Annotated in this window: 23 protein-coding genes; 16 read left to right on the top strand and 7 right to left on the bottom strand. The window is 45.5% G+C overall.

What is annotated here, in order from left to right; translation table 11 throughout:
- The first annotated feature begins 77 nt into the window (after positions 1 to 77).
- Positions 78 to 974, top strand: a complete 897-nt coding sequence (locus NYE56_RS05495; RefSeq protein ID WP_341283583.1) for a CvfB family protein — start codon at positions 78 to 80, stop codon at positions 972 to 974.
- A gap of 52 nt (positions 975 to 1026) precedes the next feature.
- On the opposite strand, the gene NYE56_RS05500 is transcribed toward NYE56_RS05495, so the two are convergent.
- The 3 genes from NYE56_RS05500 to NYE56_RS05510 are packed head-to-tail and all read right to left on the bottom strand — an operon-like array spanning position 1027 to position 3058.
- Positions 1027 to 1611, bottom strand: coding sequence for a sporulation delaying protein family toxin (locus NYE56_RS05500; protein WP_003244950.1), 585 nt, complete (start codon positions 1609 to 1611; stop codon positions 1027 to 1029).
- Positions 1608 to 2537, bottom strand: coding sequence for a sporulation-delaying protein SdpB family protein (locus NYE56_RS05505; protein WP_341283584.1), 930 nt, complete (start codon positions 2535 to 2537; stop codon positions 1608 to 1610). The genes NYE56_RS05500 and NYE56_RS05505 overlap by 4 nt, the downstream gene beginning before the upstream one ends.
- A complete protein-coding gene (locus NYE56_RS05510; RefSeq protein WP_341283585.1) occupies positions 2522 to 3058 on the bottom strand; it encodes an SdpA family antimicrobial peptide system protein in 537 nt (178 codons plus the stop codon). Before NYE56_RS05510 ends, NYE56_RS05505 begins: the two co-directional genes overlap by 16 nt.
- Before the next feature lie 177 nt (positions 3059 to 3235).
- On the opposite strand from NYE56_RS05510, the gene NYE56_RS05515 reads away from it, so the two are divergent.
- The 4 genes from NYE56_RS05515 (at position 3236) to nprB (ending at position 6232) form a co-directional block, all read left to right on the top strand.
- The gene (locus tag NYE56_RS05515; protein WP_003245674.1) at positions 3236 to 3583 is read left to right on the top strand and encodes a PadR family transcriptional regulator; all 348 of its coding nucleotides are present in this window, start codon (positions 3236 to 3238) and stop codon (positions 3581 to 3583) included.
- Entirely contained in the window at positions 3580 to 4167 is a 588-nt protein-coding gene (locus NYE56_RS05520; RefSeq protein WP_341283586.1) for an HAAS signaling domain-containing protein, read from the top strand. The genes NYE56_RS05515 and NYE56_RS05520 overlap by 4 nt, the downstream gene beginning before the upstream one ends.
- 19 nt (positions 4168 to 4186) lie before the next feature.
- Positions 4187 to 4480: a DUF3784 domain-containing protein gene (locus NYE56_RS05525; RefSeq protein ID WP_003233021.1), complete on the top strand. Its 294-nt coding sequence runs from the start codon at positions 4187 to 4189 to the stop codon at positions 4478 to 4480.
- A gap of 135 nt (positions 4481 to 4615) precedes the next feature.
- Entirely contained in the window at positions 4616 to 6232 is a 1617-nt protein-coding gene (nprB, locus tag NYE56_RS05530) for a neutral protease NprB (protein WP_341283587.1), read from the top strand.
- Between the two features lie 46 nt (positions 6233 to 6278).
- On the opposite strand, the gene NYE56_RS05535 is transcribed toward nprB, so the two are convergent.
- Positions 6279 to 7130 carry a DegV family protein gene (locus NYE56_RS05535; protein WP_268554840.1) on the bottom strand — a complete coding sequence of 284 codons (852 nt, stop codon included), beginning with the start codon at positions 7128 to 7130 and terminating at the stop codon, positions 6279 to 6281.
- A gap of 137 nt (positions 7131 to 7267) precedes the next feature.
- Between NYE56_RS05535 and NYE56_RS05540 the strand changes: the two genes are divergently transcribed.
- Together NYE56_RS05540 and NYE56_RS05545 are read left to right on the top strand one after the other, a co-directional pair.
- Positions 7268 to 8110 carry a YitT family protein gene (locus NYE56_RS05540; RefSeq protein WP_003245017.1) on the top strand — a complete coding sequence of 281 codons (843 nt, stop codon included), beginning with the start codon at positions 7268 to 7270 and terminating at the stop codon, positions 8108 to 8110.
- 18 nt (positions 8111 to 8128) lie between these two features.
- Complete coding sequence (locus NYE56_RS05545) at positions 8129 to 8584, top strand: BsuPI-related putative proteinase inhibitor (protein WP_069322520.1); 456 nt, start codon at positions 8129 to 8131, stop codon at positions 8582 to 8584.
- 30 nt (positions 8585 to 8614) lie between these two features.
- Here NYE56_RS05545 and NYE56_RS05550 read toward each other — a convergent pair whose 3' ends face one another.
- From NYE56_RS05550 to yitU, 3 genes are all read right to left on the bottom strand, one after another.
- Positions 8615 to 8812, bottom strand: a complete 198-nt coding sequence (locus NYE56_RS05550; RefSeq protein WP_003245613.1) for a DUF3813 domain-containing protein — start codon at positions 8810 to 8812, stop codon at positions 8615 to 8617.
- Positions 8813 to 8965, bottom strand: coding sequence for a hypothetical protein (locus tag NYE56_RS05555; RefSeq protein ID WP_017695668.1), 153 nt, complete (start codon positions 8963 to 8965; stop codon positions 8813 to 8815).
- Positions 8966 to 9068: 103 nt separating this feature from the next.
- Positions 9069 to 9881: a 5-amino-6-(5-phospho-D-ribitylamino)uracil phosphatase YitU gene (yitU, locus tag NYE56_RS05560; RefSeq protein WP_268554839.1), complete on the bottom strand. Its 813-nt coding sequence runs from the start codon at positions 9879 to 9881 to the stop codon at positions 9069 to 9071.
- A gap of 120 nt (positions 9882 to 10001) precedes the next feature.
- Here yitU and NYE56_RS05565 point away from each other — a divergent pair, with 120 nt between their 5' ends.
- The 9 genes from NYE56_RS05565 to NYE56_RS05605 all read left to right on the top strand — a co-directional run bounded on the left by NYE56_RS05565 (position 10002) and on the right by NYE56_RS05605 (position 17835).
- Positions 10002 to 10769 (top strand): prolyl oligopeptidase family serine peptidase, encoded by a 768-nt coding sequence (locus tag NYE56_RS05565; protein WP_003233006.1) that lies wholly within the window; start codon positions 10002 to 10004, stop codon positions 10767 to 10769.
- Between the two features lie 63 nt (positions 10770 to 10832).
- Entirely contained in the window at positions 10833 to 11141 is a 309-nt protein-coding gene (locus NYE56_RS05570) for a metal-sulfur cluster assembly factor (protein WP_003224525.1), read from the top strand.
- A gap of 64 nt (positions 11142 to 11205) precedes the next feature.
- Entirely contained in the window at positions 11206 to 11376 is a 171-nt protein-coding gene (locus NYE56_RS05575; protein ID WP_003232996.1) for a YqaE/Pmp3 family membrane protein, read from the top strand.
- Positions 11377 to 11437: 61 nt separating this feature from the next.
- Entirely contained in the window at positions 11438 to 12868 is a 1431-nt protein-coding gene (locus NYE56_RS05580; protein WP_341283588.1) for an FAD-binding oxidoreductase, read from the top strand.
- Positions 12868 to 13407 (top strand): MFS transporter, encoded by a 540-nt coding sequence (locus tag NYE56_RS05585; RefSeq protein WP_003232993.1) that lies wholly within the window; start codon positions 12868 to 12870, stop codon positions 13405 to 13407. The genes NYE56_RS05580 and NYE56_RS05585 overlap by 1 nt, the downstream gene beginning before the upstream one ends.
- Before the next feature lie 205 nt (positions 13408 to 13612).
- Positions 13613 to 14650, top strand: coding sequence for an N-acetyl-gamma-glutamyl-phosphate reductase (gene argC / locus NYE56_RS05590; protein ID WP_341283589.1), 1038 nt, complete (start codon positions 13613 to 13615; stop codon positions 14648 to 14650).
- 19 nt (positions 14651 to 14669) lie between these two features.
- Positions 14670 to 15890, top strand: coding sequence for a bifunctional ornithine acetyltransferase/N-acetylglutamate synthase (argJ, locus tag NYE56_RS05595; RefSeq protein WP_341283590.1), 1221 nt, complete (start codon positions 14670 to 14672; stop codon positions 15888 to 15890).
- Positions 15891 to 15904: 14 nt separating this feature from the next.
- Positions 15905 to 16681, top strand: coding sequence for an acetylglutamate kinase (gene argB, locus NYE56_RS05600; protein ID WP_014476417.1), 777 nt, complete (start codon positions 15905 to 15907; stop codon positions 16679 to 16681).
- The gene (locus tag NYE56_RS05605; RefSeq protein ID WP_213414410.1) at positions 16678 to 17835 is read left to right on the top strand and encodes an acetylornithine transaminase; all 1158 of its coding nucleotides are present in this window, start codon (positions 16678 to 16680) and stop codon (positions 17833 to 17835) included. Before argB ends, NYE56_RS05605 begins: the two co-directional genes overlap by 4 nt.
- Positions 17836 to 17863: the final 28 nt, after the last annotated feature.

The raw sequence follows: 17863 nt of genomic DNA on the forward strand, positions 1-17863 counted from the left end.
AACTTATGTGTTGATTATAGTAGAATAAAGAGAAACTTCCAACAGAACAAAGAATCAATTTGTGATGATTGGAAAAAATGTTAACAAAATCCGCAGAGAATAAGCGGAACAGGAAGGACGATAGCATGAGACCAGGGCAGCAATTAACCTTGAGTATAGATCACCAAACCGACTTCGGTTACTTTTTAACCGATGGGGAAGATACGATTCTCTTACATAACAGTGAAATGACTGAGGATATCGAGGACAGAGACGAAGTAGAAGTCTTTATATACGTAGACCAGCAGGAAAGGCTTGCGGCCACGATGAAAATTCCGGTCATCAGCGCGGATGAATATGGCTGGGTTGAAGTGGTGGATAAAGTGGAAGATATGGGCGTTTTCGTTGATGTCGGTTTATCGAAGGACGCACTAGTCGCAACTGAGCATTTGCCGCCGTACGAAGATGTCTGGCCGCAAAAAGGGGACAAACTTTACTGTATGCTGAAGGTGACGAACCGGGGGCGCATGTTTGCGAAACCAGCGCCGGAAGATATCATCAGCGAACTGTTTAGCGACGCTTCAGAAGATTTGATGAATAAAGAGCTGACAGGTACGGTGTACAGGCTGATCGCATCGGGTTCATTCGTGATCACGGATGACGGTATCCGCTGTTTTATTCACCCGTCAGAAAGAAAAGAGGAGCCAAGACTCGGTTCAAGAGTCACAGGCCGGGTGATTCAAGTGAAAGAAGACGGTTCAGTCAACTTGTCGCTGCTTCCAAGAAAACAGGATGCAATGTCAGTTGATGCTGAGTGCATTCTAACGTATATGAGAATGAGAAACGGTGCCATGCCGTACAGTGACAAAAGCCAGCCTGACGATATCAGAGAACGTTTTAATATGAGCAAAGCCGCCTTTAAACGCGCGCTGGGCCATTTGATGAAAAACGGAAAAGTGTATCAGGAAAATGGATGGACATACGAGAAAAAATAGCATGAAAACGGCTCGCCTGCAGCAGACTGCGGAGCGAGCCGTTTTTTTATGTCTAGTTTAATTCATCAACCAGCGTTCTGATTGCCATTTCGCGATCCACATTGTCTGAAATCGCAATCGGCGTAATATCAATGGCGAGAATGATCAGAATCAGGGCACCTGCTGCAGCAACATAGGAAACATAATAGAAATAGTTAGCGGTATCAACAGTGTTGACAAGCTCGGCCTGAACTCTGGATGTATCATCCTTGGAAGCGGCGATTTCCTTTGCAGCTTCTACTTTTTCTTCAACGATTTGACCTGCTTTTTTCAGCAGTTCATCCACTTTCAATGCATCTTTGCTGTAAACAGCTTTCTTCAGGTTATCAAAAAAGTCAGCATCCTCTTTTTTAATATCAGCGACAACCTGATTGGCAAAAGCCTTTGCCTGTTTTGTGTTGAGTTTGTCTGTCATCGCTTTATTAAAGACCTCTGGAAGCTGTTTGCCAACTTCCCCTTGGGCAAACACAAAGCCTTTAAAAATTTCCTCACCTGAATACTCAAGCTGCTTTGCCTGTGCCACACTTTCTTGCTGCTTCACCAAAAACACAGTCGTCACCAATACAACCGACAAAAATACTAGAAACGCCTTCTTCAAACTGAAACCTCTCCCTTCTTGTGTTTTTTATTCCACAACAGTCTGCGAATATATGTAAATTGAATCGTGGAATCGATAGGAGTGAGATACAATATCAAAATGCCGGCCATGATAATGGAAAAACTGATAAGGCCCAGCATGATTGCAAAAATCTCATGCATAAAAACAGCGATGATCAAAATCAATCTCCAATGCTTCTTCGGCGCAAACAGCGCCGCGAAGATGACAATTTGAACCAGCAGCGTTCCCCATGTCGGAATCACCACGAACGGACTTGTTACAATTGGCTTCGTTAACGCCTGAAAAAAGCCGTTGAAGCCAATGGTTTTTTCCTGGGAAAAATAATAAACGGCCGTTCCGTCCACCCATTCCTGCTGAGACAGCTTAGCGACGGTAGAGTGAAAATAAAGCACCGCCACTTGGATTCTGATCACAAAATAAGAAATAAAAGCTGTTATTTTTCCAAGTGTTCTTTTGCCCTCTATAGGTCTCGTGCTCCAATGCCATTTTCTCGGATCGGTCAGCGTGATGGGAAGCAATAAAAAGGTCATGACGGCTGCTGCCTGCTCGCCTCCGTCAATGACGATCAGCGATGACTGCAGGCTGTAACTGACATACCAATGCAGAACCCCGGTGATTCTGGGGCGCCAGCCAATGACAACAAGCACCAGAATGGCAATGCAGACCCATCTGAAAAGATTTAACATCATATAGTTATTTTCACCAAGGCAAAAGAGACTGAGATTCATTTTACAAGCTGGATAGCTGCTGATACCGCTGGCTGGCTTCATAATGAGGCTCGGGTGATTGATGAGCAGCGTCAGCAGGCTGGATAGCGCAATGATGCTTCGCGCGAGGCCGTATACATTTGTCCACGGGTTTCTTTCGTCCCATCTGGTGATGGTCTGTTTTATGTTTTCGAGCATGAAATCACAACCTTGACTATGCTTTTTACCTGATAAGACGAAGGGGTGTATTTAGAATAGCTCCAAGGAACAATATCCTCTTTCGTCAAATAGTAGCTGCCACAAAGCAGCGGGCGGGGAGCGGGTGTTTTTAATTGCACGGTTTTGGCTTTGCTTTTGCATGCGCCGAGGTCCTTTTCTTTACATGCTGTCCACTGTTCCTTGCCGACTTGGCTGTAGATCACGCCCATTTCAACGCCTTGTGACCGCCCATACCGATACAGGCCGAATAGGTTGTCAGCCCTCATATTGGGCCATCTGACCTTGGCGCTGGCATTTTCAGCCTCATATAAGCCGATTGCAGTATCACGCGGATTTTTGCTAAAAAAGCCCCAGCCCTGAGGGAGGATGCTGGACATGAGAAATTTGGAGTCCTTTGTCAGCGGAATCGGGGTTGTCCCTAAGCTGCCAATAATAGAAAACAGAAATAGCGAACCCCAAAGGATTGAAAAAATGACAAAAAATGATATCGGTTTCTGCATTCGACTGCTCCTTTTAACCTGAAGAATCGTTTTTACACTTTTCATAATATAAAAACACTTATGTAATAAAAAGGTTAAAAAGTATGAGAAATTCCATTTTTGTTAAAAGGAAAAACAGGACATTTTACACTGCTATATGTGATTGATATATAGTGGTTTTTTCGATATATTTAAACCATGAAAACGAATCAAGTTAATGACCGCTGGATTGTTCAATTTCGAAAAGGGATTTTCGAGCTGGCCATCCTATCCCTTCTGCGTTCTAAACCGATGTATGGTTATGAGCTGACGTCATCCTTAAAAACCACCTCGGCGCTGGCTATTTCAGAGGGAGCGATTTATCCGATTTTGAAACGTATGACCGAGAAGGGATGGATCGAATTTTTTTGGGAAGATTCACTGGACGGCCCGAAAAGAAAGTATTACAAAATGACGCAAAAAGGAGAAGAAATGTTAAAAGAACGGCTGGAGAAATACCTGGAAACCCATCAAGCCTTACTGTCTTTATCGGGGGATTTGCTATGAAGGGACAGCTTATCATTGACCGATACATGGAGGAACTAAATGCAGAGCTGGCGAATATGCCTGATGTAGAGAGAGAAAACGCTATCGACGAATTAAAGGGGCATATCACCGCTTTCGTTCAAGACAGAATCAAAGCCGGCCTTAGTGAAGAGGAACTGCAGAAAGCTGTTGAATCTGAATTTTCTCATCCGAAGGAGCTTGCCGAATTGATGATGGGTGATGGGGGAGAGACGAAAAGGAGGAGGTCTTTATTGGGCAAAAGCTGGCTTTCGTTCCTTCTCATTGTCACGATTATCGCCCTGCCGCTGCTGCCGTCCGACTTCAGACATCTGCCGCTGGCTGTTTATTTAATGGTGCTCGCCGGATATGTATGGAAGCGAAAAAAATTGATGATGTTTGCAGGTGTCAGAAAAAACAAAATGCGCTCTCAAAAGGAGATTGTTACGATTTCGCGAGTCGGTGCGGTTTATCTGCTGTTTTTAGCAGTGCTGCTTCTTTTGAGCCCGTTCCTCAATGCGCTTGTCGTCCTGCTGCTGATTGCAGTAAGCTGTGCCGCTTTTTTTCTTTTTCTTAACATCAAGTAATCTTGTAGGAGGCTGTAAGATGGAAATCAGCATCAATTATCTATTAATTGTCATCGCGCTTTTATTCTTTGTGGTTGCCTATTTTGTCGGAATCAAAAAACAAACCTGGATGCTGGCTGGGTTTAACGAGGCGCGTATACGGGATAAAGATCGGCTGGCCAGAATAGCAGGCTACTTTTTCTTGAATTCCGGTTTGTTCATTTTGCTGAATAGTTTTATCTCATTTCAAGGCCAGGAGCAGCTCATACCTCCGCTTATACTGGCATATGGAGCAGGGGTTATTATTTATGTCAATAAAAAATTAGTAGAGTAGAAAAAGAAGGGCAGAGCGAAATATCTCTGCCCTTCTTTTTTGGGAAAATAAGAACGAAGCACCACATACAAGTTTTTGTATTTTTGATAGGATGAAGAAAAATGATAGATTCCAAAATAGGAAGGATGTGGTGTTTTGCGCAACCTGACCAAGACATCTCTATTACTGGCCGGCTTATGCACGGCGGCCCAAATGGTTTTTGTAACACATGCCTCAGCTGAACAAAGCATCGAATACGACCATACGTATCACACCCCTTCATACATCATCGAAAAGTCACCGCAGAAGCCGGTACAAAACACAACCCAGAAAGAATCGCTATTTTCCTATCTTGACAAGCATCAAATGCAGTTTAAGCTCAAAGGGAATGCGAACAGCCATTTTCGCGTTTCGAAAACCATAAAGGATCCAAAGACAAAACAAACGTTTTTTAAATTAACGGAGGTTTACAAAGGAATTCCGATTTACGGCTTTGAACAAGCGGTCGCGATGAAGGAAAACAAACAAGTGAAAAGTTTCTTTGGAAAGGTGCATCCGCAAATCAAGGACGTCTCCATCACACCGTCTATTTCTGAGAAAAAAGCAATACATGCAGCAAGGCGTGAGCTCGAGGCTTCCATTGGAAAAATCGAATATCTTGATGGGGAACCAAAAGGCGAATTATATATCTATCCACACGACGGTGAATATGATCTCGCCTACCTTGTGAGACTCTCGACATCTGAAACTGAGCCTGGCTATTGGCATTATTTCATCGATGCCAAAAACGGAAAGGTCATTGAGTCCTTTAATGCCATTCATGAAGCGGCAGGTACAGGAATCGGCGTGTCAGGTGACGAAAAAAGCTTTGACGTCACAGAACAAAATGGGCGCTTTTATTTGGCTGACGAAACAAGGGGAAAAGGGATCAATACGTTTGACGCGAAGAACCTGAACGAAACCTTGTTTACGCTTTTGTCTCAACTGATCGGGTATACGGGCAAAGAAATAGTCAGCGGCACGTCCGTATTTAATGAACCTGCGGCTGTAGACGCACACGCAAATGCGCAAGCCGTTTACGATTATTACAGCAAGACATTTGGCCGTGATTCTTTTGATCAAAACGGAGCAAGGATTACGTCTACCGTGCATGTCGGCAAACAATGGAACAATGCTGCGTGGAACGGTGTCCAGATGGTATACGGGGATGGAGACGGTTCGAAATTTAAGCCGCTGTCTGGATCGCTCGACATTGTCGCGCATGAAATCACACACGCAGTCACACAGTATTCCGCCGGTCTTTTATATCAAGGAGAACCCGGTGCATTAAATGAGTCCATTTCTGACATTATGGGCACGATGGCTGACCGTGACGATTGGGAGATCGGCGAAGATGTCTATACTCCTGGTATTGCAGGAGATTCATTGCGGTCATTGGAGGACCCATCTAAGCAGGGAAATCCAGATCATTACTCGAACCGCTACACAGGAACAGAGGATTATGGCGGAGTCCATATCAATTCGTCCATTCACAATAAAGCAGCTTATCTTCTTGCAGAAGGAGGCGTGCACCACGGTGTACAGGTTGAAGGGATTGGGCGTGAAGCAAGTGAACAAATTTACTATCGGGCTTTAACATATTATGTAACGGCATCTACAGATTTCAGCATGATGAAGCAAGCGGCGATTGAAGCTGCCAATGATTTATACGGTGAAGGCTCGGAGCAATCAGCTTCAGTCGAAAAGGCGTATGAGGCTGTCGGCATTCTATGAGCAAACAAAAACAGTCAGGACACAGAGTCTGACTGTTTTTGTTTGCTCATTTTCTTAAAAAGAATATCGCCAATGTACCTGGACCGGCATGCGAGCCGATTGCTGAACTGATTGGATGCATAATGATTTCTTTCGGGTTGAACGCTTCCTCAATCAGGTGTTTCATGTCCGTGGCTTTTTCTTTGTTCGCGGCGTAGCTGATCCCAACGGTTTGATTGCTCCAATCATCCCCGCGCTCTTTCATAAGTTCGATGATCCGTTTGAAAAGTTTCTTCTGTCCGCGGATTTTTTCCAGAGGCACAAGCTTGCCGTCCTCCATCTGAAGCAGCGGTTTAATATTCAACAGGCCGCCGACAAAAGCGGACGTTTTGGATATCCGGCCGCCCCTCGCGAGATATGTTAAATCATCAACGGTAAAAATGTGTTCAAGCTGGCTGCAAAAGTTCTTTACAGACGTTTCAATTTCTTGTATTGTATTCCCGTTGATACAGAGATCGGCAGCATGCCGGACAGCCAGACCGTATCCTAATGAAGCGCATTTGGAATCAATGACCCGCAAATCGAAATCGGGGAATTCCTCCTTCACTTCATTGGCGATCATTACAGCTGTCTGATACGTGCCGGAGAGACCTGAGGAAAAGGCAATGTAAAGAGCGGGATCACCTGTTTCGGCATATTGCAAAAACACATTTTTAATCGTTTGCGGTGAGGCTTGGGACGTCTTAGGCGTTTCTCCATTTTGCATCGCTTCAAATATTTGATCCGCTTGAATTGTGACTGCATCTTCGAATTCTTTATCGCCGAGAGAAACCCTGAGTGGAATAAAGCCAATGCCTTTTTCTTCAAAATAAGAACGAGGCAAATCAGTGGCGCTGTCAGCGATGAGATGAACTGTCATATTGCTTCCCTTCTTTCCGTTATCGCTCGTTATCATGAGAGTTAAGCCAACTATATCATATTAATTTGCCAAAATCGTGTTCAAATATTTGTTTTAAGGGAAAACATAATAAAGAAGAAAGAGCGGAGGAACATGCCATGGTACTAGATCAAACAAAAAAATTACTCATCGTCATCATCGGCGCTTTACTCAATGCTGCCGGGCTGAACTTATTTTTGATTCCGGCAGATGTATATGCCAGCGGATTTACAGGTGTTGCCCAGCTTTTATCAAGCGTCGTTGATCAATATGCCCCCTTTTACATATCGACGGGAACGCTCTTGTTCCTCTTAAACATTCCGGTCGGTATTTTAGGATGGCTGAAGGTCGGCAAATCGTTTACAGTGTACAGCATTTTAAGTGTCGCACTCACTACTCTGTTTATGGGGATCCTGCCGGAAACAAGCCTGTCACATGACATTTTGCTGAACGCGGTGTTCGGCGGCGTCATTTCCGCAGTCGGTATCGGCTTAACATTAAAATACGGAGCTTCGACAGGCGGGCTTGATATCGTCGCCATGGTGCTTGCAAAGTGGAAGGATAAACCCGTCGGCACGTATTTCTTCATTCTGAACGGGATTATCATCTTGACGGCAGGATTATTGCAAGGTTGGGAGAAAGCATTATATACCCTGGTTACGCTGTATGTGACAACGAGGGTGATCGACGCCATTCACACTCGCCACATGAAGCTTACGGCAATGATCGTGACGAAAAAAGCGGACGAAATCAAGGAAGCCATTTACGGAAAAATGGTGCGCGGCATCACAACTGTTCCGGCAAAAGGAGCTTTTACGAACGAACAGAAAGAAATGATGATTATCGTCATCACGAGGTATGAACTGTACGATTTAGAAAAGATCGTCAAAGAAGTTGATCCGAAAGCATTTACGAACATCGTTCAAACGACAGGGATTTTTGGTTTCTTTAGAAAAGACTGACGAAAGCAGGTGGAAGTCGTGAAACGGCTGCTTGTGATGCTCCTCCCCGTGCTGCTTTTGATAGGCTGCGGGAAAGATGAGCAGACAGAACCCGATAAGGAGGTATCAGGCGGAATGGAGAATCAAGAGGTTGTTTTATCTATTGACGCAATTCAGGAGCCTGAACAAATCAAGTTTAACATGTCGCTGAAGAACCAAAGCGAACGTGCTGTCGAGTTTCAATTCAGCACAGGGCAAAAATTTGAACTTGTCGTGTATGATTCTGAGCACAAAGAAAGATACCGTTATTCGAAAGACAAAATGTTTACGCAGGCTTTTCAAAACCTGACGCTTGAATCTGGAGAAACATATGATTTCTCTGATGTGTGGAAGGAAGTCCCTGAGCCCGGAACCTATGAGGTCAAGGTGACATTTAAGGGCAGGGCGGAAAATCTCAAGCAGGTTCAGGCTGTTCAGCAGTTTGAAGTCAAATAAGAGGCTATGGCGAGTCGCCATAGCCTTTTTTTATTGCAGTTTGTCCAGCTGATTTTGAAATTGATGCAGCTGTTGACGTTCCGCATCTGTCGAATTGGCATACGCAGAAGATACAGCATTTTTGGCTCTCAGAATCGCTTGCTCCTGATCGCCTTCCTCAAAGCCGTTTGTCACCATGACCGCCTGTTGAACAAATGATTTTGCCTGCTGAAACAGTTCATTTCTCATTTAATATTCAACCTGGCTTTCGGCCGAGTCTCGTGCCGCGGCATGCTGGTGAGCTTCTTCTAAAGTAGACCGATATGGAAATCTTGCGGCGTGTAGCCCGATGGAGTCTTTACCCTGCTGAATAAACCTTCTGGATTTGCTTCGTTTACCCATTTTGAGACTGCCCCCTTCCATACTTTGACGAGATGAGTCGTCTTCAATAGTATGGTGGGGTAAAGTAAGGTTTATGAGTGGGAAAAATTAATACGGACCTTCTTTAAAGTGAGAAATATTCTTTCAAAAACCTTGCCACGCCGTCCTCTTCATTTGTGGCCGTAGTTCGGTTGGCAATCTGCTTGACCGCGTCAATTCCATTTCCCATTGCAACGCCGCAGCCTGCAAATTCAAGCATTTCCAAATCGTTATCCTCATCTCCAAAAGCAATGATCCGCTCCCTAGGCACGCCGTAATAATCGCTGATTTTCTGCAGGCCGACCGCTTTATTCATGCCGCTTTTGATAATTTCAATGACATGCCACGGAGCGGCCCATCTTCTATGGTCGATCACCTCGGCATGCACATCCGATAAATATGAGCGTATTGCCGGCACATCCTCTTCCTTTGCATGTATGAGTACGGACGTCACATCTTCACCAAGATTTTCCCGCAAGTCTCCGACCGTTACATTTGTTGTGTTCATGTTAAAGGCATCTATCAGGTGCTCATCATGGTAATGAAAGTATACGTCGTCAATCACTTCAGCAAGCACGTTATGTACGTTGTAGCTCTCGCTGATATCCACGAGCTGTTTGACAACATCAAGCGGCAGTGACGTATGATGCCGTCCCCAGCTGTCGTCCTGCGGATGATGGACAAATGCTCCGTTAAAATTGACAATTGGCGTTGTCAGCTCCATCTGCTGGTAGTACATGGAACTTGAACGATACGGACGGCCTGTTGAGATGCAGACATAATGCCCGTCATCTTTTAGGCGCTGTATCGTCTGAAGGGTGTTTTCAGATATGGTTTTATCATCCTTTAATAATGTTCCATCTAAATCTAATGCGATTAAATAGGGTTTTGTCTCCATGAAAAGCTCCTTTAACCTTAGATTTTGCTTGTTTTGCCTTACTTACAGTGTAGCTTTTTACCATCTTTATTGTCTACATGTTACACTTATGATTATGGTTATCCTAAGGAGGGGCACATTGTGATACAAATTGAGAATCAAACCGTTTCCGGTATTCCGTTTTTACATATTGTAAAGGAAGAGAACAGGCACCGCGCTGTTCCTCTCGTGATCTTTATACATGGTTTTACAAGCGCGAAGGAACACAACCTTCATATTGCTTATCTGCTTGCGGAGAAGGGTTTTAGAGCCGTTCTGCCGGAGGCTCTGCACCATGGGGAACGGGGAGAAGAAATGGCTGTCGAAGAGCTGGCGGGGCATTTTTGGGATATCGTCCTAAACGAGATTGAAGAGATCGGCGTACTTAAAAACCATTTTGAAAAAGAGGGCCTGATAGACGGCGGCCGCATCGGTCTCGCAGGCACGTCAATGGGCGGCATCACAACGCTTGGCGCTTTGACTGCATATGATTGGATAAAAGCCGGCGTCAGCCTGATGGGAAGCCCCAATTACGTGGAGCTGTTTCAGCAGCAGATTGACCATATTCAATCTCAGGGCATTGAAATCGATGTGCCGGAAGAGAAGGTACAGCAGCTGATGAAACGTCTCGAATTGCGGGATCTCAGCCTTCAGCCGGAGAAACTGCAACAGCGCCCGCTTTTATTTTGGCACGGCGCAAAAGATAAGGTCGTGCCTTACGCGCCGACCCGGAAATTTTATGACACGATCAAATCCCATTACAGCGAGCAGCCGGAACGCCTGCAATTTATCGGAGATGAAAACGCTGACCATAAAGTCCCGCGGGCAGCTGTGTTAAAAACGATTGAATGGTTTGAAACGTACTTATAAAGCACTAAGTTATTAACAAGAGCTGAATTTACGTTATACTGTAGAAAAAAGGAGTGAGGGAACGTGGAAGAAGCATTAAAAGAAAACATCATGGGCGCCTTGGAACAGGTTGTCGATCCAGAGCTTGGCGTTGATATCGTGAATCTTGGCTTGGTATATGACGTTGATATGGATGAAGACGGCTTAACGCACGTGACGATGACACTGACATCAATGGGCTGCCCTTTAGCGCCGATTATCGTGGATGAAGTGAAAAAAGCGTTAGCGGACATTCCGGAAGTAAAAGAGACGGAGGTTCACATTGTGTGGAATCCGCCATGGACAAGAGATAAAATGTCCAGATACGCAAAAATTGCGCTTGGCATTCAATAAAACAAAAGAGGACAGCCTGACATGTGAGGCTGTCCTTTTTTACAGCTGAAAGGAGTGAAAGGAAATGATGTACCTGCTGGCAGTTTTATGCCCGCCGCTTGCTGTTTTGTTTTCGGGAAAACCGTTTCAGGCCTTGCTGAATCTCATATTGACCTGTATCTTTTGGCTGCCGGGCGCGATTCACGCCTGCTTTATCGTCGCCGACCGCCGTGCCGAAAAACGGGCTAGAAGATAATTTGGAAAAATGAGGACGCAGTCATGGTATAATGGTCATAAAAAACAGCAGGGAGAGCACTATGAAAAAGAAATTGCTTGCATTCGCGCTTTGTACTGGCGCGTATGCGGCCCTGTTTGCGTACTCTGTGAACCCAGAGCAAAAAACAGACACAAGCGAGATGACGGATGTCAGCCGCCTGATGCCTGTAAAAATAAAGCAGACAGTGAAAGGGCAGGAAGAGGAAACGCTCATTGACACAGTCAAAGAGGCAAATCGAAAAAACATAAAAATTTCAATCGCTGGGGCCCAGCACTCCATGGGCGGCCATACATATTATGAGGACGGCATCGTTCTCGACATGACGGGCTACAACAAAATCCTGTCACTCGATCAAGAGAAGAAAACCATCAGGGTGCAAAGCGGTGCAACGTGGAATGATATCCAGAAATACGTGAATCCATACGGACTCGCGGTAAAAGTCATGCAGTCACAAAACATTTTTACAATCGGCGGATCTCTCAGCGCAAATGCACACGGGCGTGATATTCGCTACGGCTCGCTGATTGATACAGTTAAATCATTCCGGCTTTTAAAAGCTGACGGGACGATTATCACTGTCACTCCAAAAGATGATTTGTTTACGGCGGCCATCGGAGGGTACGGCCTTTTTGGCGTGATTCTTGATGTAACGCTTGAACTGACAGATGATGAGCTGTATGTCATGAAGACAGAAAAAATGAATTACAGCAAATACGCAGACTATTTTTCAAAGCATGTAAAAGGAAATCCAGATGTCCGAATGCATCTGGCGCGAATTTCAACAGCGAAAAAAGGATTTCTGAAAGACATGTATGTCACAAATTACGTATTGGCTGATCACCAGGATCAACTGCCATCATACAGCGATCTCAAAGAAGATGAGTATACGGGAGCCACAAAGTTTGCACTCGGTTTGTCAAGACGGTATGAATGGGGCAGGAATTGGCTGTGGGACACACAGCAATCCTATTTCCTGAGCCAAAACGGCACAGAGATTTCACGCAATAACGTCATGCGGTCCGAATCTAAGTTTCTTGAGTATGAAAACAATGACAACACAGATGTTTTGCAAGAATACTTTGTGCCCGTGAAGGAGTATGGGTCCTATATTGATGACCTGAGACAAACGCTGTCGGACGAAGATCTGAACCTGCTGAACATTACGATCCGCTACGTGCAGAAAAATGAAAAGGCCGACCTTTCCTATGCGAAGGACGATATGTTTTCGCTCGTGCTATTAATAAACGAGGGCTTTTCAAAAGAAGACCAGGCGGATACTGCCCGAATCATCAGGCGCATGACAGACGTTGCCATCAAGCACGGCGGCAGCTATTATCTGCCTTATATGACCTACCAGACAAAAGCGCAAATGAGGCAGGCATATCCGAAAAGTGAAGCGTTTTTTCAGAAAAAACGAACCTATGACCCGGATGAGCGCTTTATGAATTACTTTTATCAGAGGTATAAATAATGGGGAAAAACAAATTAAAATGGCTGACATTATCACAAAGCAGCGTGTTTTTCGCAAGCAGCTTAATCTTTCCGTTTTATATTCTGTTTGTGAAAAATATCGGCTCAAGCTACACACAGTTCGGTTTTTCCTACGGATTGTTCGGGTTGAGCGGAGCGCTCATTTACCCGCTCCTCGGACGGCTGTCTGAAAGGTTTGACAGCCGTTATTTTCTGCTTCTGAACTCGTGGGGGATGGCTGTTCTGCTTTTATATGTCCCGCATATCGGAAGCGTCGTTCAAGTGTATATCGTCCAAGTGCTGTTAGGGCTCTTTGGAGCGATGCAAAAGCATGGAGAAAAAGTGCTGATCGCTAATTTTACAGACAGCGGAGAGCGTGGAAAGAAGATTGGGAATTACCATTTTTGGACAGCTGTCTTTTCAGCAGCAGCCATTATGCTCGGGGGCTTTCTCGCGGACTTTTTTACAGTGCAAATGATTTTTTATGCAAGCTCTATTCTATATTTTTTGAGTGGATTGATGATGATGAAAACAGGCTGACGCGGTCAGCCTGTTTTTTTATGCGGCTGAAATGCGGCGCCGCATCAACGTTTTTGTGCTGGAGTCGTGCTTATTTTTTTGAGCGGAATTTCCATTGAACAGAAAATTTATAAATGAATAAAAATATTAAATATACGATTGAATTAATTTTTATTCATGTTATAATGTTAAATAATTTCACAAAGACCAAGAGGGTGAACTTGTTTTGAAAATAGGAATTGTAGGTGCTACAGGATATGGAGGCACCGAACTTGTCAGGATTCTCTCGCATCATCCTCATGCAGAGGAATGCATACTTTATTCATCCAGCGGAGAAGGGAATGTCTATAGCGAGGGTTATCCTCATCTTACCGGCTTAGCGGATCAGAAGCTGAAGCCGATTGATATGAATACGATCAAACACGAAATAGATATCATGTTTCTCGCTGCGCCGCCCGGAGTCTCAAGTGAATTGACTCCAAAGCTAGCAGACGCGGGAATTCCGGTTATTGATTTGTCAGGTGATCTGAGGATACAAGAACCGGCTGAATATGAAAAATGGTATAAACGGACAGCGGCACCTAAGGCAGTGATTCAAGAGGCGGTATACGGTCTGGCAGAACTGAATCAACAGCAAATTCAACAGGCGAAACTCATTGCCAATCCCGGCTGTTTTCCAACAGCTGTTTTGCTTGGCCTCTCGCCTTTGGCTCAAAAGAAACTGCTCGATGAATCTTTCGTTATCGTTGACGCGAAGACGGGTGTTTCCGGAGCGGGAAGAAAAGCATCCATGGGAACCCATTTTTCTGAGCTGAACGACAATTTTAAAATTTATAAAGTCAATGAACATCAGCACACGCCGGAAATTGAGCAGGCGCTGAATGAATGGCAGCCAAGTCTCGGGCCCATTACATTTTCGGCTCACTTGGTTCCGATGACAAGGGGCATCATGGCGACGATGTATACCAGATTAACCGGTGATCTATCCGCAGATGACCTGCATGATCTATATTCGGAATTTTACCAAGATTCATATTTTGTGAGAGTGAGGCCAAAAGGTCAGTACCCGCAAACGAAAGAAGTGTACGGCAGCAATTTCTGTGATATCGCCGTGACCCTCGATGAGAGAACGAACAGAGTCACGATCGTCTCGGTAATCGATAATTTAATGAAGGGTGCCGCCGGTCAGGCAGTGCAAAACTTTAATTTGATGAATGGCTGGAATGAAGAAACTGGACTCACCATCACGCCAATTTATCCATAGAACGGGAGAGAATCGAACCATGATTCAGTTAAGTGAAGATCAAATTGTAAAAGTAACAGGTGATGTATCCTCGCCAAAAGGGTTTGAGGCAAAGGGTGTGCATTGCGGGCTGCGCTACTCGAAAAAAGACCTCGGCGTCATTATCAGCGAGACACCGGCTGTGAGTGCAGCAGTTTATACCCAAAGCCACTTTCAGGCTGCTCCGATCAAAGTGACACAAGACAGCTTAAAGCACGGACCGACACTGAAAGCCGTCATCGTCAACAGCGCCATTGCCAACGCCTGCACGGGAGAACAGGGCTTAAAGGACGCATACACAATGCGGGAGAGCTTTGCTTCACAGCTTGGCATTGAGCCGGAGCTTGTCGCTGTTTCATCAACGGGTGTCATCGGCGAGCATTTAGACATGGAAAAAATCCACGCGGGGATCGAGCTGCTGAAAGAAACACCTGCGGGATCAGGCGATTTTGAGGAAGCGATTTTAACAACTGATACGGTGATCAAGCAGACGTGCTATGAACTGGAAATCGGCGGAAAAACAGTCACGATCGGCGGAGCGGCCAAAGGCTCAGGGATGATACATCCGAACATGGCCACGATGCTGGGATTTGTGACAACTGACGCGGCAATTGAAGAAAAAGCGCTGCAAAAGGCGCTTCGGGAAATCACTGACGTTTCATTTAACCAAATCACAGTTGACGGAGAAACATCCACGAACGACATGGTATTAGTTATGGCGAATGGCTGCGCCGAAAACGAGTGCCTGACAGAAGACCATCCAGACTGGCCGGTCTTTAAAAAAGCGCTCTTGCTCACTTGTGAGGATCTGGCTAAAGAGATTGCCAGAGACGGAGAAGGCGCGACAAAACTAATTGAAGCCCAAGTACAGGGAGCGAAAAATAATCTTGATGCAAACGTCATTGCCAAAAAGATTGTCGGCTCAAATCTTGTAAAAACGGCAGTATACGGAACAGATGCCAACTGGGGGCGGATCATCGGAGCCATCGGACACTCCGCAGCTCAAGTGACGGCAGAAGAAGTAGAGGTTTATCTTGGCGGCCAATGCCTGTTTAAGAATAACGAACCTCAGCCATTCTCTGAATCCTTCGCCAAGGAATACCTTGAAGGAGATGAAATCACCATTGTCATCAAGATGGATGAAGGGGACGGAAACGGGAGAGCGTGGGGCTGTGACCTGACCTATGACTATATCAAAATTAACGCGAGCTATCGCACGTAATAAAGGGGAGCGAAATGAAGAAAACAATCGTTTTTAAATGCGGGGGAAGCGTCATCCGTGAGCTGTCGGAGGAATTTTTTCAAAATCTGAAAGAGCTGATGGCGTCAGGCTGGAAGCTGGCGATCGTACATGGCGGGGGACCGGAAATCACGAATATGCTGAAACGGTTAAATATCAAGACAGAGTTTTCGGGCGGACAGAGGAAAACAACGAAGCCGGTGCTGGAAGTGGCGGAAATGGTTTTATCCGGTTCTGTCAATAAATTTTTCGTTGCTGAGCTTGCCAAACACGGACTGCGAGCCGCAGGCATTTCTGGTAAGGATGGAGGTCTTTTGGAGGCTGATTATCTAGATCCGGAAACATACGGAGAAGTGGGAGAAATCAAAAAAGTCGATGCGTCCATGGTGAACGCGCTGATGGAAAATGGCATCATCCCCGTTATTGCGCCGCTGTCTATGACAAGCGACTGCAAAACGCTGAATGTAAATGCTGATCTGGCTGCTTCAGCAGTCGCCGGAGCGCTTGAAGCCGATAAGCTGATGTTCGTCACGGATGTCGATGGAATCATGAAGGAAAAGCAGCGTCTGGACGTCCTGACCCCTAAGGAGATTCAGATGCTGATCAAGCAGGAAGTGATCACAGGAGGGATGATCCCGAAGGTCAATTCAGCCTTGTCAGCTTTATCAGATCAGGTGTCTGAAGTCATGATCGTAAACGGAAAAGGATCATTCTTCGCAGAACAAACCTTTCAAGGGACAAAAATCGTCAAAGCAAAGGAGGCTGTTTCATGAGCAGCTTGTTTCAAACCTACGGCCGTTGGGATATTGACATCAAAAAAGCAAAGGGAACGTACGTTGAGGATCAAAACGGCAAAACGTACCTTGATTTCATTCAGGGGATTGCGGTATCAAATCTAGGACACTGCCATGAAGCGGTGACAGAGGCAGTCAAAAAACAGCTTGACAGCGTATGGCACGTATCCAACCTGTTTCAAAACAGCCTCCAAGAGCAAGCAGCGCAGAAGCTGGCGGCGCATAGTGCGGGAGATCTTGTCTTTTTCTGCAACAGCGGCGCGGAGGCGAATGAAGGTGCGATAAAGCTTGCCAGAAAAGCAACTGGAAAAACAAAAATCATCACTTTTCTTCAGTCGTTCCATGGCCGCACGTATGCAGGGATGGCTGCGACCGGACAGGATAAAATCAAAACAGGCTTCGGCCCGATGCTTGAAGGCTTTCACTACCTGCCATACAATGATCCTTCTGCTTTTAAAGCTCTTGGGGAGGAAGGCGATATTGCCGCGGTGATGCTTGAAACAGTGCAGGGAGAAGGAGGAGTCAATCCGGCGAGCGCTGAATTTTTATCAGCCGTACAGTCGTTTTGCAAGGAAAAGCAAGCTCTTCTCATCATTGATGAAATCCAGACCGGCATCGGACGGACGGGAAAAGGCTTCGCATATGAGCACTTCGGACTCTCACCAGATATCATCACAGTCGCCAAAGGATTGGGAAACGGCTTTCCGGTCGGCGCTGTCATCGGAAAGAAACAGCTTGGAGAAGCGTTTACCCCTGGTTCTCACGGAACGACTTTCGGAGGAAACATGCTGGCGATGGCTGCTGTAAATGCCACATTGCAAATTGTATTCCAGCCTGACTTTTTGCAAGAGGCTGCTGACAAAGGGGCGTTTTTAAAAGAACAGCTTGAGGCGGAGCTAAAGAGCCCTTTTGTTAAACAAATCCGAGGTAAAGGATTAATGCTTGGAATTGAGTGTGATGGCCCGGTTGCTGACATTATTGCTGAATTGCAGACATTAGGCTTGCTTGTATTGCCGGCCGGCCCGAACGTGATTCGGCTGCTGCCGCCGCTCACCGTGACTAAGGATGAAATAGCAGAAGCCGTCAGCAAGCTGAAACAGGCAATCGCTCATCATTCCGCTGTAAACCAGTGATTTTTTTTCGATATAAAGGCATAAAAAT

The organism is Bacillus sp. FSL R5-0603, assembly GCF_038050295.1.
GTDB lineage: Bacteria > Bacillota > Bacilli > Bacillales > Bacillaceae > Bacillus > Bacillus subtilis.